Source organism: Roseibium album (genome assembly GCF_001404515.1).
GTDB lineage: Bacteria > Pseudomonadota > Alphaproteobacteria > Rhizobiales > Stappiaceae > Roseibium > Roseibium album.
Genome location: NZ_CXWE01000001.1, coordinates 411,842 through 426,249, shown reverse-complemented (window position 1 = coordinate 426,249; position 14,408 = coordinate 411,842). Strand labels below are relative to the sequence as shown.

The 14,408-nt window shown below is 57.6% G+C and carries 12 protein-coding genes; 1 reads left to right on the top strand and 11 read right to left on the bottom strand.

The genetic code is table 11. The annotated features are described in order from the left end of the window. Positions 1 to 2: 2 nt before the first annotated feature. The 5 genes from LA5095_RS01970 to LA5095_RS01950 all read right to left on the bottom strand — a co-directional run bounded on the left by LA5095_RS01970 (position 3) and on the right by LA5095_RS01950 (position 8,122). Positions 3 to 3,401 (bottom strand): efflux RND transporter permease subunit, encoded by a 3,399-nt coding sequence (locus tag LA5095_RS01970; protein ID WP_055111466.1) that lies wholly within the window; start codon positions 3,399 to 3,401, stop codon positions 3 to 5. A gap of 15 nt (positions 3,402 to 3,416) precedes the next feature. Further along, positions 3,417 to 4,832: an efflux RND transporter periplasmic adaptor subunit gene (locus LA5095_RS01965; RefSeq protein ID WP_055111464.1), complete on the bottom strand. Its 1,416-nt coding sequence runs from the start codon at positions 4,830 to 4,832 to the stop codon at positions 3,417 to 3,419. A 177-nt stretch (positions 4,833 to 5,009) separates the two neighbouring features. Continuing rightward, positions 5,010 to 5,984, bottom strand: a complete 975-nt coding sequence (locus LA5095_RS01960; RefSeq protein ID WP_055111462.1) for an Hsp33 family molecular chaperone — start codon at positions 5,982 to 5,984, stop codon at positions 5,010 to 5,012. A 12-nt stretch (positions 5,985 to 5,996) separates the two neighbouring features. After that, entirely contained in the window at positions 5,997 to 6,926 is a 930-nt protein-coding gene (gene argF / locus LA5095_RS01955; protein WP_055111460.1) for an ornithine carbamoyltransferase, read from the bottom strand. Then, positions 6,923 to 8,122, bottom strand: coding sequence for an aspartate aminotransferase family protein (locus tag LA5095_RS01950; protein WP_055111458.1), 1,200 nt, complete (start codon positions 8,120 to 8,122; stop codon positions 6,923 to 6,925). Before LA5095_RS01950 ends, argF begins: the two co-directional genes overlap by 4 nt. A gap of 530 nt (positions 8,123 to 8,652) precedes the next feature. Between LA5095_RS01950 and LA5095_RS01945 the strand changes: the two genes are divergently transcribed. Further along, entirely contained in the window at positions 8,653 to 9,189 is a 537-nt protein-coding gene (locus LA5095_RS01945; RefSeq protein ID WP_055111456.1) for a GcrA family cell cycle regulator, read from the top strand. 81 nt (positions 9,190 to 9,270) lie between these two features. Here LA5095_RS01945 and LA5095_RS01940 read toward each other — a convergent pair whose 3' ends face one another. The 6 genes from LA5095_RS01940 to LA5095_RS01915 all read right to left on the bottom strand — a co-directional run bounded on the left by LA5095_RS01940 (position 9,271) and on the right by LA5095_RS01915 (position 14,404). Continuing rightward, positions 9,271 to 9,891 carry a helix-turn-helix transcriptional regulator gene (locus LA5095_RS01940; RefSeq protein WP_055111454.1) on the bottom strand — a complete coding sequence of 207 codons (621 nt, stop codon included), beginning with the start codon at positions 9,889 to 9,891 and terminating at the stop codon, positions 9,271 to 9,273. A gap of 66 nt (positions 9,892 to 9,957) precedes the next feature. After that, positions 9,958 to 10,950, bottom strand: a complete 993-nt coding sequence (locus LA5095_RS01935; RefSeq protein ID WP_055111452.1) for a succinylglutamate desuccinylase/aspartoacylase domain-containing protein — start codon at positions 10,948 to 10,950, stop codon at positions 9,958 to 9,960. A gap of 76 nt (positions 10,951 to 11,026) precedes the next feature. After that, positions 11,027 to 12,154, bottom strand: a complete 1,128-nt coding sequence (locus LA5095_RS01930; protein ID WP_055111450.1) for an aminotransferase class I/II-fold pyridoxal phosphate-dependent enzyme — start codon at positions 12,152 to 12,154, stop codon at positions 11,027 to 11,029. Beyond that, entirely contained in the window at positions 12,138 to 12,842 is a 705-nt protein-coding gene (locus LA5095_RS01925) for an ABC transporter permease (protein WP_055111448.1), read from the bottom strand. The genes LA5095_RS01930 and LA5095_RS01925 overlap by 17 nt, the downstream gene beginning before the upstream one ends. Further along, positions 12,839 to 13,540, bottom strand: coding sequence for an ABC transporter permease (locus LA5095_RS01920; RefSeq protein WP_055111446.1), 702 nt, complete (start codon positions 13,538 to 13,540; stop codon positions 12,839 to 12,841). Before LA5095_RS01920 ends, LA5095_RS01925 begins: the two co-directional genes overlap by 4 nt. An 87-nt stretch (positions 13,541 to 13,627) precedes the next feature. Continuing rightward, positions 13,628 to 14,404, bottom strand: coding sequence for a transporter substrate-binding domain-containing protein (locus tag LA5095_RS01915; RefSeq protein ID WP_055111444.1), 777 nt, complete (start codon positions 14,402 to 14,404; stop codon positions 13,628 to 13,630). Positions 14,405 to 14,408: the final 4 nt, after the last annotated feature.

The window sequence follows — 14,408 nt, the reverse complement described above, 5'->3', positions numbered from 1 at the left end:
GGTCACTCGGCCGGAGTAAGGTTCCGTCCGTCTCCAGAACCTGGATGCTCCTGTCGCCTTCGGCTCAGAAAGACTATTCTGCCGATATCGTCGCCGATCATGACCAACGCCGGAACCAGGACAAGAACCAGGGCTGTCGCCGTCGCAAGGCCGAAGACAATGGTGATTGCCATCGGCAACAGGAATTGCGCCTGAAGACTGGTTTCGAACATCAGCGGCAGCAGACCGCCGATCGTGGTCATCGAGGTCAGCAACACGGCACGCAGGCGATCGCAGCTGGAACCGATTGCCGCCGTATCAATTGCTTCGCCAAGTGACAAACGCTCCTCGAAGCGCGCGACCAGAATTATCGAGTTGTTGACCAGAATTCCGGCCAGTCCCAGAAGGCCGATCATACTGAGGATCGTGAGGTTGAAGCCCATCAGATAGTGGCCGACAATCGCGCCGACGATCCCGAAGGGAATGATCGACATCACAACGATCGGCCTGGAGTAACTGCCAAAGATCGCCGCCAGGATTATGTATATGCCAGCGACGGCCATCATGACGCCTGTCAGGAGGTCCGAAAAGGCATTGGACTGTTCTTCCGCACGGCCCGCAAACGAGTATTCCAAGCCGTATTTCTGAGTAAGTGCAGGCAGGAATTCCGCGCTGAGTTCGGCAATGATCTGGTTGTTCGACGTGATCGTGCTGTCCACGTCCGCGACAACCGAAACCACGGTTCCACCGTCTCGCCGCAGGATAACGGAGAACCCTTGTGCGTCCGTCAGGTTGACCACTTCTGTCAACGGAACGAATTCGCCAGCCGGAGTCCGCACAGACAATTGCCGAAGCGCCGCCGTTCCGTCCGCGCCGAAGACCTGCTTCACCCGGACGGCAACTTCCTCGTCACCTTCGGCAAAACGTCTTGCAATATTGCCCTCAAAGGCATTGCGGATCTGCCGGGCCGCACTTTCCACGGTGAAGCCGAGCGCACGCCCTCGTGGAGTGAGTTCCACCAGCAGTTCCGGTTTGCCGAAAGGCAGATCGTCTTCGACTGCGCTTGTGCCGGGAAATGCAGATAGTTCCTCTTGCAATTCCTCAGCGGCGACTTTGAGGTCCTGCAGGGAAGCCCCCGTCAGGCGTATATCGAGATCCCGGCCTGGAGGCCCTCCCCGGCGCTCCGCGACTGCTATGCGCGATGTGCCGGGAATGGACGGAATTGCTTCTCGCCAGGCGCGCACGATATCAGGGGTGCGAACAGTCCGGTCCTCCGAACGACTGAGCTGAACCGTGATGTTGGCAACGTTGTCGCCGCGGTTGTTTCCGGCCCTGCCCAACGTGGCATAGGTGGCTTGGACAAGCGTTTCACCGTTGTCACGTGTCAATCCGGCTTCCGCGTCTTTCAGCGCCTCTTCGATCCTGCCGATACCTGCAATTGCTTCCGTTTCGGGAATCCCTGCATGGAAGAAGATCGACGCCGTCAGGTTTTCCGCCTCCGGAGACGGGAAGAACGTAAAGCCGACCCGTCCACCGCGCACCAGGCCCACCGCAAGGACCATGGCTGCGATCGCCACGGCCAGCGTGGCATAACGCCAGTGCACCGCGACAGCAACAAAGGCCCGGAATGGATAGTCGCGCACCCAGTTAAAGCCCGTATCGAAGCCCCGGCGGAACCAGCTTGGCCGGTCGGGGTCTTCCTGCCGCTGCTTGCTTCGACGCAGGGCCATGAGGAGTGTTTCCAGCGCCAGCGCCAAAACGAAACAGACACTGACAACAATCATCTCGAATACGAAAACGCCTGCCGTGTCCCTGAGACTGCGGAGCGGATCATCGACAATATCGAGATAGGGCGGAACTGAAATATCCGGTTGTGCAACCAGCGCGCTCAGAAAAAACGCCGGAACACCCGCCACGATAACAACACGCCACCAGCTCCATCCAGGGCGACTGCCAAGGGCATGCGACAAGTGACCCGGCAGAACAAGGAAACATTCGATCAGGGAGGCGATTACCACCGCGACCACGACAACCGGCAAAGTTCCCATAATCTGGCCAAGCACGTCACTCACCAGAAGAATCGGCAGAAAGGCTGCAATCGTGGTGAGACTGGCGGCAAAAATCGGTGCAAGCATCGTGGTCGCACCGTTGACCGCAGCGTCGTCCGGACTGTCACCCATACTCTGGCGCGTTGCCGTGTGTTCGCCCACGACAATGGCGTCATCGACGATCACGCCAAGCATCATGATGAGCGCAAACATGGAGATCATGTTGATGCTCTCGCCCATCAGCCACATGATGCCGAGCGTCGCCATCATTGCGACCGGAATTCCGGCTGCGACCCAGAGCGCGATCCGCGCATTCAGGAAAAGAAAGAGGATGGCAACGACCAGAACCAGGCCCGTAAGACCGTTTTCAACGAGGAGTGAAATCCGACCTTTCACCGCGTCTGCGCGTACATCGTATTTCAGGATCTCAAGCGTCTGCGGCAATTGCCGGGAGATGTCGTCAAGATAGTCATCGACAATCTGGGCAGCCTTCAGCGTGTCGGTTTTTTCCGTCCGCAGGATCTGCAGTTCGATCGCCCGCGTCCCCTTCGAAAAGCCCTGATTTTCACTTGAATCAAAGTCCCGGACAACAGTGCCGATATCTTCAACACGCGTTTTTTCGCCGGATGCAAAGGACTTGACCTCGATCCTGCCAACCGCTTCTGGGGACCGGTCCTCGGACAGGGCCCTGATCTGACGCTCGACCGCGCCGTCGAGATTGCCGGCAGGAAGATCAATTGTATTACCGGCGATCCGTCCCGCAATGTCGGCTATGGTCAGATCCAGCCGTCTGAGCTCGCGCTCCGGAATTTCAACCAGATATTCCGGGGACCGGTAGCCGTAGAGTTCAACCTTGTCGATGCCCCGCGCAAGAAGATCGTCACGGATCTGGCGGGCAAAGACCTTGAGCGCCTGCTCCGAAAACGGGCCACGCAGTGCTATTGTTGCGACGCCGTCTGTGAATGTGGAGGCGGATACGACAGGTGTTTCGGCATCGAGTGGCAGCGTCGTGACGCCTGACACGGCCTGTTCCACATCGGACAGCGCTTGCTGCATATTGGTGCCTTCGATGAATTCCATCTGCACCGATGCGGCCCCTTCGCGGCCATAGGACACGATTTCATCGAGCCCGTCGATGAACCGCAGCTCAGGCTCGATCACCTCAAGAATATTGGCGGCAACGTCTTCCGCGCTGGCACCGGGCCAGGAGATGGAAACGGAAATCCTGTCCGTTATGACCGTCGGGAAGAATTGCGTGTTCAGCTTGGCCAGACCGTACGCACCGAACAAGACCATGACCGCCATGATCAGGTTCGCTGCATTCGCGTGGCGAACGATCAGTTCAAGGAAACCGCGGGATCGAATTTCTCTCATCGCGCAACCCTTCCGTTACTCGGTCTCGGATTTGCGGTTGTTCGCCGTCTGAGGAGCACCGTCCTGAGATCCTTCTGGCTGCTTCGCGACGTCATTCACAAGCAGGCCGGAGCCGGCTTCGGGAATGCGTGTCGTCAGCAGGGTTTCACCAGACTGAAGATCACCGCTGACCAGTATGAAGCCGTCATCAATCGCCAGCGCATCGACCTGGCGCGGCCTGAGCCTTCCGTCTTCAATCACATAGACCGTGCCTTCGCCGTAATAGGCTGTCTCGGGAATCCGAAAACTGTCCCGATACGTCTGATCCGGTAACGAGATCTCTACAAATGCACCCGGGCGAAGCGGCACGGCCGCGTTTGCGCTGTCGATCGTTGCAATGAGATCCACACCACCACGTGTGCTGGCGACATCGGCGCCGATCCGGCTCACGGTTGCGGGATAGGTAACCGGCGCATTGCCGAGATACCAGATCACTTCAACCGGGCGGTCCACCACAGTGCCGCTCTCGGCAAGCAGGCGTCCATACTGATTGTCGGAAAGGGTGAAACGGACCTCGAATTCGTCGCTGCTGTAAAGCGCAACGACAGCATCATTGACACTGACAAGTCGTCCCGGTTCGGCTGCTTCCGTGCGCACAATCGCATCAAATGGGGCGCTCAGGATGGTGTTGTCCAGTTGCCGCATCGCATTTTCGAGGCGCCACTCGAGACGTTTGACCGTAGCCTTTTGCTGCACCACCTTTGCTTCTTCGAGCGCAAGCGTGTTCTGGGTCTGCTCGACCGACTGCTGGCGTTGTGACACGAGCAGCTTGCGGTCATCGACTGTTCTTTCCGTGACCGCGCCACGATCGACCAGTTCTTCAGCACGCTTCAGGTCTCTTTGAGCAAATTCCAGCTGTTCGCGGGCGCGAAGTACATTTACCCTTTCAAGTTCGACCCGGCCTTCACTTTCCACAAGCCCTGCATTTGCTTCTGCAAGATTGGCTTCCGCTTCGGTGACGGCGCCTTCATATTCAAAGCGGTCAATGGCAACAAGCACATCCCCTTCCGAAACATGGCCACCCGCCTTCAGATTGGGATGGACACCGACAACCTCGCCGCCGACAAGGGCGCGCAATTCGACCTCACGCCCAGCCGTGGTTTCACCGAACACGTTGATGTCCGGCGCGTAATCGCCCTGCGCCACGGTGACGGTTTCAACGGCATAGCTTCGTTCCTGAATCGGGCGCTTGGGAACGTCCGGCTTTGTCGCGACCAGGGTGTTCATGCCCATGAACGCACCAATCAGTATCGCGAAGGCAATCAGTGCCTGAAGCAGCGCCTTGAGAACGAGCAAGGTTCGCCGCCAGCGACCACCTGGCTGCGGGTCGGGCGGCGGGAGGATTTCGGAGGCCGGTTCATTTCCGGATTCCTGAGGCAAGGATTGCAACATTATCGGCGCACCGGAGCTTCTTCGTTCTGATCGGGTTAAATACTATCACGCATGCAAATAGATTTTATTCGCAGTGCAAAATTCAAGACCCGAATACGCCTAAGCAGGATAATTGGCACTCGCAAAATTGTAACGAAGTGTGTCCGACTGTCCATGATTGCAAACGAACCGCGGTCTTCAGCCGTCGAATTCGTACTTCGCGTTACAAAACTCGCAAGTCACGACGATCCGGCCATCAACGGTCATTTCGTCTTTTTCCTCGACGCTGAAGCCTGACAGGACACCTTCGATCTTTTCCCTGGAGCAACGGCACTTGTCCGACAACGGCTGCGGATCGAACAAACGGACGCCGCGTTCGTGGAAGAGGCGGAACAACAGCATTTCGACGCTGACTTCCGGGTCGGTCAGCTCAACGTCCTGCACGGTGTCGACGAGCGCCTTGGCTTCCACCCAGGCATCGTCCTCCTCCATTTCGTGCAGCTGTGTCCCTTCCGGGGCATCTCCAGGGTCAATATCCGCCTGCCTCAACCGCTCCGGCGCCTCCGGCAGGAACTGAATGAGAATGCCGCCCGCGGTCCAGGTTTTGGAGTGACCCTCACCTTCGTTGCGGGTGTAGAGCTCGCCGACACCGAGCCGGACTTCCGTCGGGATCTGCTCGGACCGGTCAAAATAGCGCCGTGCAACCTCTTCCAGCGAAATCCCGTCCAGCTCCACCAGCCCCTGATAGCGCTGCATGTGCTGGCCCTGGTCGATTGTCATGGCAAGATGGCCGTGACCAAGCAGTGCTTCCGGTGTTGCCTTGCCGGCCTTCACCAGCGCTTCGACACGCCCGGTATCGAATGTGGCGCAAGCGCGTATCGCATCGGGAGACGCAAAATCAACAACCAGCATCGACACTGGTCCCTGGGTCTGGGTCTGCAGTGTGAACCGGCCATCGAATTTCAGGGATGTCCCGAGCAAGCTCGCCAGAACAATCGCTTCGGCCAGCAGGCGCGAAACCGGCTCAGGATAGTCATGCCGATCCAGGATGCTTTGCAGAACCGGACCGAACGCGACCGAGCGGCCGCGCACGTCTAGACCTTCGACGGCAAAGGGCCGGACAGCGTCCAGCCCTGCGGGTGCAATACCCAGTTCCTCAAGATTCAGTGCCACGTCGGCCTTGCCTCAATCCCTTCCGAAACACCAGGCCAGAATGCCCTTCTGGGCATGGAGCCTGTTTTCGGCTTCATCAAACACCACAGAATTGGGACCGTCCATGACTTCGGAAGTCACTTCCTCGCCGCGATGTGCCGGCAGACAGTGCATGAACAGAGCTTCGCTGTTTGCTTCAGCCATGAGACGCTCGTTCACCTGATAGGCTCCCAGGAGATTGTGACGCGATTCCGCATCGTCGTCTCCCATGGATACCCAGCAATCCGTCACAACGCAGTCGGTTCCCTTGACCGCCTCATATGGGTCCGAGGTCACCTGAATGGAACCACCCTTGGCGCGTGCTGCTTCAATCAGTTCCTGCGGCGGTGCCAATTCCCCCGGTGTGGCGATGCGCAACTCGAAGTCGAGGCGAGGTGCTGCATGAACCCAGGATGCGAGCACATTGTTGCTGTCCCCGGTCCAGGCGACGCTCTTTCCGCGGATCGATCCACGATGTTCTTCGAACGTCATCAGGTCGGCCATGATCTGGCAAGGATGCGAAATCTTGGTCAGGCCATTGATGACGGGAACGGTCGCGTGTTCTGCGAGCTCGTTCAATTCGTTGTGGTCCAGGATGCGGATCATGATGGCGTCGACAAAACGGGACAGGACCCGTGCGGTGTCCGCAATGGTTTCGCCACGGCCAAGCTGCATCTCCGTACCCGTCAGCATGAGCGTCTCGCCGCCGAGTTCGCGCATGCCGACATCGAAAGATATACGCGTACGTGTGGACGGTTGTTCGAAAATCATGGCCAGCACCTTGCCGGCAAGCGGTCCCTCGCCCCGGCGGACACCATCGCGGGATGCCTTTATCTTTCGGGCGATATCCAGAATGCCGCGAAGGTCGTCACCCTCGAAATCGGTGAGGTCCAGAAAATTTCTATAAGCTCCGTTCGCGGTCATTCGGCCGCTCCTTCCACAAGCTTTGCTTCAACCGCCTGGGCAGCCTGTTCAAGGCGCTCCACGGCGGTCGCGATTTCGTCTTCGGTCATCGTAAGTGGCGGCATGATGCGCACGGTATTGTCACCGGCCGGCACCGCGAGAAGCCCGGCATCGCGTGCCGCAGCAACATAGTCTCCCGCCGGCACGACGCACTTCAACCCCATCATCAGACCTGACCCACGGACAAGCTCAAGGACCTTGGGATGGCTGTCGACAAGGCCCGCAAGCTTCTGCTTGAAATTCAGCCCTTTTTTCTGCACGTCTTGCAAAAAGCCGTCTGCCAGGATGACATCGAGCACCGCGTTACCAACCGCCATTGCAAGCGGATTGCCGCCAAATGTCGTTCCGTGCGTTCCCGGTGCAAGAGCCGCCGCGGTTTCCGCGGTCGCCAGACAGGCCCCGACCGGGAATCCTCCGCCGATCCCCTTCGCCACAGCCATCAGGTCCGGAGCGACACCGGACCATTCGTAGGCAAACATCTTGCCCGTGCGTCCGACACCAGTCTGGATTTCATCAAATATGAGCAGCAAACCATTGTCGTCGCACAACTGGCGCAGCGCACGCAGAAACTCGGGCTGCATCTCCTTGATACCGCCCTCACCCTGAATGGGTTCGATCGCGATCGCAGCCGTCTGCGGACCGATCACCGCTTTCAAAGCCTCCAGGTCGCCTGCCGGCACCTGGTCGAAGCCTGGTGCTTTCGGGCCGAAACCTTCCATGTATTTGGCCTGGCCACCTGCCGCGATAGTCCCGAGTGTACGACCGTGAAAGGCACCCTCGAATGTTATGACATGGAACCTGTCCGGCTGACCGTTGTCATACTGGTAGCGACGCGCGCACTTGATGGCGGCTTCCATCGCCTCGGCACCGGAATTCACGAAAAGCACCTTGTCTGCAAAGGTGTTGTCGACCAGTCGCTGTGCCAGGCGTTCACCTTCCGGCATCTGGTGCAGGTTGGAAATGTGCCAGAGTTTCGCTGCCTGGTCCTGCAACGCCTTTACAAGATGGGGATGACTGTGCCCGCAGGAATTCACTGCAATGCCGGAACCGCAATCGAGAAATCGTCGGCCGTCCTTGGTAACAAGCCAGACACCTTCCCCGTGATCGAAACTCAGGTTCGATCTTGCGTAATTTCCGAAAAGCGCAGTCGCGGACATAACCTCTTTCAACTCCCTAGAGCAGTCTGCATTCGTTGCTATGCGAACCAGATGCCTCCAACGTTGTGACAATGACCAGTCATGAATGTCATCAATTTCGACCTGAACATTCACTGGTCCGGAACAGCTCGTCCACCCGGTGAAATTTCCATCTCATGCCGGTATGTCTCACAGGTGCAGATGAGCCAAAAACGCAATGTGCCGCCCCGATGAGGCGGCACGCAGCGGAAACCTTATACACCGTCAGCACCGTTATCTGTCAATGGTACTGCTGCGCCGGGGCTTCCAATCGGGAATTCATAAATTTCTCGAAGGCCTTACCATAACTGGGGAAAAGTCGTTTCTTCCCCAACTGGTTTGGGTGAAGCGGTTGCCTGACAAATTAACGTTATTGTAACCTCTGCTCCATCAAACACGATATCTCGTGAGGCAAATCAATCAGAGGCACTAGATATGCCATCGCTGGGCATGCATATGCATGCTTAACACGGGGTTAATGGCTGCAAAAGCCAAGCTGAAGGGTGCGGGCAATGAGTTGGACGAACGAACGGGTTGAACTGCTCAAGAAACTTTGGAGCGACGGCCTGAGTGCAAGCCAGATTGCAGGTGAACTTGGTGGTGTGACCCGGAATGCCGTGATCGGCAAGGTTCACCGGCTCGGACTTTCCGGACGTGCGAAAACGTCCAATTCAAGTGCCAAACCTCGTCGCCCCCGGACCTCCACGGCTTCACCGGGCAATTCGCCAAAGAGGGCTCCGCAGCAACCACAGTCAATCGGCGCGACCGCTCTGAAGGCAGATATCGATCAGGCACCGGTCGTTGCGGTCAAACCCAATCTGGAGCGCCTTCCTGAACTGGTTGTTCCAATCTCCCAGCGCGCTTCCATTCTCACGCTGACTGAGCGGACGTGCAAATGGCCGATCGGAGATCCCGCAACCGACGACTTCTATTTCTGTGGCCGTCAGTCCGATGCGGGCGTTCCCTATTGCGCGCATCACTGCAAGATTGCCTATCAACCCGTCGCGGACCGGCGGCGCGAACGCAAATCCATCGCCCGGGCATCCTGATCAGCTAATCAAAACGAAAATGCCCGCCTCGATGGCGGGTTTTTCATGTCTTGCGAACTCGCAATCGAAATTCAGGTCAACCTAACGGATCACCTTGATATCGTTGTAAATCGTCGCGCGGCTGACATTGAGGACACGCGCAACATAAGAAGCTGCATGCTTTTCGCGCAAGCCGTCCGTGCGAACAATCTCACCCAGCAATTCAAGGCGATCTTCCTTCGCCAGGGCGTCAACGTTCTTGTTCTTGTCGCGGCACCAATCGACGATGAACCTGTTCATCTTCTCATGCCAATCGTTCTTGAACAGGGCGTCCGGCTCTCCGGTGCTTACCGGCGCACCGATCAAGGCCGTGATCGCATTTTGGGCCGCCATGATATCGGACAGGTCATAATTAAAGCATGTCAAAGCAAAGGGCTTGCCGTCATCGCCTCTCAAGACAGCACTTATGGTGCGCACAACGCGGCCATCCCAGTTGACGCGCTCATGCGGGCCGATGACGTCTCGGTCATCATCTTCTCGAAAATCCAGTTCGGAGAGATAGGACGGATCACCTATCTGCCGTTTCGAATAGGGATTGCAGATATAAGCTACCGTTTCGGTTGCCAGCGAGTGGATGACGATCTCGACATTCGACCCCAGCAGTTTCGACAGCGCTTCCGCGATCGGAACTGCGGTGCGTTCCACCAATGCGTCCTGGCTCATTCAATGCCTCTGAAAACACAGTAATTTTGCAATATTCTTATCCCAGCCTTGCCTGCAGGCAAAGTGTCAGTCAACCGGATGGCCGATGACACTTATGCAATCGCCCCGGCGGACAAGCCCCTGACCTGCTGTACAGAACAGAAATCCGGTGGTTCGCGCCTTCACCGCCACAGGCGCAGTCTCGGCCCTGTCGACCAGATGAAGTCTGCCGACGGCATCACCTTCCCGAACGCGATCTCCCAGTCCGGCTAGAGGCTCGAAAATGCCCGCATCGTCGGCGTATACATAGTGATGAAAACCGTCGACGAGCACCGTTTTTGAACACTGCGTTGTATCGCAGTTGTCCGGGCCCGCCATCAGCCCCATGTGCCGCATCACACCGTCAATACCCTTTCGTGTCACAAGCAGTGTCTCTTGCGACAGCGTTCCCGACCCGCCGAGTTCTGTGGCCAATATCCGTTTGCCCTGCCGTTCCACCTCGGTATCGATCATAGTCTCCACCTGCGGCTCTCGCAGGATGACCGTGAGCGGGGCATCAAACGCTGCAGCAAGTGCACGGATTTCACCGGTCGCGGTTTCCGTAGTCTGCATCGGCACAATTGTTGACGGCAGGAACCTGAGCGATCGCCCACCTGAATGCAGATCGAGCACCACGTCAGCCCTGGAAATCAATTCACGGCTCACGAAGTCAGCAATGCGCTCCGTTGCCGAGCCGCGCGGGTTTCCCGGAAAGGCCCTGTTCATGTTGCCGCCATCGAGTGGCGACAACCGCGACCCGTTCATCACAGCAGGTAGATTCAATGCCGGAACGATTATGACTTGTCCGTGGATGTTCGCCGCATCGATCCCGCCATTGGCAAGGTTCGACAGGACGACAGGTGCTTCGAATTCGTCTCCGTGTGCGCCCCCGAGCAACAGGAGAGACGGGCCTTGCCCGTTCTTGAAACTGTAAATCGGCACACGCTGGTTGGACCAGGCACTCAGATCCAGCGAAACGGGAACATCGATGTAACCTTTTTGAACACCGTCCTTGTCCAGGTCGAGGGAAGTGGTCAGCATGAGTGGATCCGTGTTTCAGAAATTTCACAGGAGCGTCGCACCGAAAATCGCGCGGCCTGCCGCCGTTCCGATTGGTTCAAGCGGACTTCAGTACGTCCTCGACCACCAGGTTAAGCCGCCGGAGCCCCTCCTTGAGATGCGCCTCGGGCAATGCGGAGCTGAACCTGAAATGGTTTTCAACATGGAAGCGGCTGCCGGGAATGACAAGTACATCCTGTTCGCGCACAAGCCGCATGGCCAATGTTTCTGAATCGATCGGGAGATTGAAACGCACAAAGGACATTGCCGACGCATGCGGCGGTGCCACAGTGAAGATGTTGTGATGAACCGCCAGAGCCTCGGTCAGTGTTTCAAAGCCGGTCCTGATCAAACGGCGCGCCCGCTCGACGAGCGCAGTGCGCGCGGGTTCCGCAAGAGCTGCTTCAGCCAGCTTCATGGAAACAGTGCTTGTGGCAACCGAAGCATATTCGTGCCGACGCCAGCAAGCCGTGATTGCATCGGCCGGACCAACCAGCCAGCCCAGACGCAAGCCGGGCAAGCCATAGGCCTTGCTGGTCGAGTTGAGCACCATCACCTTGTCATATGCTCCCCAGAAACTGGGGGTCGCCTCGTCGGTGTCCCGCTCGGTCCCGATATAGACTTCATCCGCGACGATCCATGCTCCCACGCTGGCGGCAGCGGCAATGATACCCTCGCGCTCACGATTGCTCAAAACACGACCTGTCGGATTATTCGGATTGATGACATGAATCAGCTTGGTCGTCGGGCCCACAGCTGCCATGACGGCTTCGGGGTCTATCGCCCAGCCGTTGTCGGCTTCCATGTCGACATAGCGCACATCCACACCCCGGTTCCGCGCGTCACCGGTCAACTGTTCATAGATGGGCCTGAAGGCAACCATACTGTCGCCCGGTTGAAGCAACGTATTGGCAATCAGCGTGTTGGCTTCAGTGGCACCAACAGTCACAAGAACGTTGTCGGCATTGGTTCCCGGATACATTGCCGAGATCTTCTCTCGAAGAAACGTACTTCCGTTCACTTGCGGATAGTCGAGCATCGTGTTCCACAAAACATCCGGCTCCAGACCGACCAGGTCGACCAGCTCCCGGAGTGTCATGGGATGAACGCCACTTTCCGAGTAGTTGTACTTTACGCCATGCTCCAGCTCAGAAAGAAACTGTTCAACGTCAAACGGGTGAAACATTGGTTTTCCTCTCTCGTTCCCATGCAAGGCGCTTTTCAATCGCCGAATAGGACAGTGTCAGAACCATTGCCAGCACGAGGTAAATTCCTCCTGCCGCAATGAAGGATTCAAAGGGGGCAAAGTGCAGCGCCGACAGTTTGCGGGCGATCCCGGTGAGATCCATGATCGAAATGGTGCTCGCCAGTGCCGTGCCCTTGAGCATGAGGATGGTCTCGTTGCTGTACGACGGCAGGGCGAAACGCACTGCCTGTGGCCCCAGAACCAGCCGCGCGATCTGCAGCCGGGAAAAGCCATATGCTTCTGCGGCTTCGATCTGTCCGCGCTCAACGCCGATAATGCCTCCCCGCATGATTTCGGAGGTAAAGGCGGCCGAATTCAATCCAAGCGCCAAAACCGCACAGAACCAGGCTTCCCTGAGCAATGGCCAGGCGAAACTGTCGCGAACGACTTCGAATTGCCCCAGGCCATAGTAAATCGCGAAAAGTTGTACCAGGAGCGGTGTGCCACGGAAGAACAGTACATAAAAGTCTGCGGCCTGGGCAATGACAGGTGCGCGACGCATTCTTGCCCAGCACAACAGTGCTCCCAGGACAAGTCCAATGGCCAGGCTGCAGACCAGAATGCTCAACGTAACGGGCAAACCAGCCACCAATTGCGGAACAAAGGAGAGCAGAAGATCCCAATTCATGCGCTTGCTTCCTTGAGCGCAAACCGGGCTTCAGCTCGCTTGAACAGCCGTTCGGAGAGAAAGGACACGCACAGATAGATCAGCGCTGCCACGGCATAAAATGTAAAGGGCCGGTGAGTGGCACCGGCCGCGACACTTGCCTGGCGCATCAATTCCGCAACGGCTGTCATCGATACAAGAGCCGTGTCCTTCAACATGACAAGCCAGATGTTTCCCATCGCCGGCAAGGCGACCCGCAGCAATTGGGGAAGCTCAATCAGGGTGAAGCGTTTGACAGGCCCGAAACCGTAGGCATCAGCCGCTTCCAGCTGACCCTTTGGAATACTGCTGGCTGCTCCGCGAAAGGCTTCGGCAGCATAGGCGGTCGCAATCACGGCAAGGGCAAACACACCGAGTGCAAATCCGCTCAGGTTGATACGCGGGGTGTATCCCAGACTGGATGCCACGGACTGAATGACAGTGCCTGTTCCGAAGAAAAAGAGATACAGAACAAGGAGTTCCGGGACGCCGCGAAAAACCGTGACGTAACTGACCGTGACATAGCGGGCCATGGTTCCCCGGCGTCGGAAAAGCATGAGAAGCAGACCGCAGACCAGACCCACCCCAAATGCGAGAACTGCAAGCGCCATGGTGGTTGCGAGGCCCGACAACAGCTCGTCGCCCCACCCGGATTTGCCAAATGACAGCAGCTCAAGCATTCCCTGCGACCCTTGTTTTCTTGAAGAGGCATCCGCAGGATCGTGCGTTGCCTCTTCGATACCTGAGATCCGAAATCTTGCCGGGACTTAGGGCGTAACGTCGTAGCCGAACCACTTGTCCGAGGCTTTGGCGATCGTGCCGTCGGCCAGGAGTTCGGCAATCGCATCGTCTATCCTGGCTTTCAGTTCGGCATTGCCCTTGCCGATCCCCAGTCCGATCCCGTCACCGAGTTGCGGATACTCCGCATAGGTCATCAACGGACCGAACATGGTCAAATTTGCGTCCTTGTCGGCGCCACCGAATTCATCCCAGGCTGAAACTTCCATCACGGCGGCGTCAATCCGGCCGGTCTTCAGGTCTGCGATGATCTGATCCGCCTGCTGATAGGTCTTGACGTTGGCGGTCGGGAAATGTTCGGCAACCACCCGCTCGAAAATGCTCGACCCCTGCACGCCGACCGCCTTGCCGTCGATCGCGGCCTGCAGGCCGGATTTGTCCGAAATTTCGCCAAAGCTCTCGCCGAGCGTACCGAACGATGCCGGGGCCTGCGCATATGCGGTCGAAAAATCGATGCTGTTCTTCCGTTCCTCGGTGATGGATATCGCGGACATGATCAGATCGTACTGCCCGGCAACGAGTGCCGGCAAAAGCCCGTCATACGCCTGGTTGGTCCATTCGCATTCCATCTCGATCCTTGCGCAGATGGCATTGCCGACATCCAGATCGAAACCCAGCATTTCACCGGAAGAATTCACAGATTCCCAGGGCGGATAGTCAGCGCTTGTTGCAATTCGCAATGTCTCGGCGCCGGCAGGCAAAACCGCAAATGCGGAAAGCGCTGCCGCGATTACCAGTTTTTTCATTTCA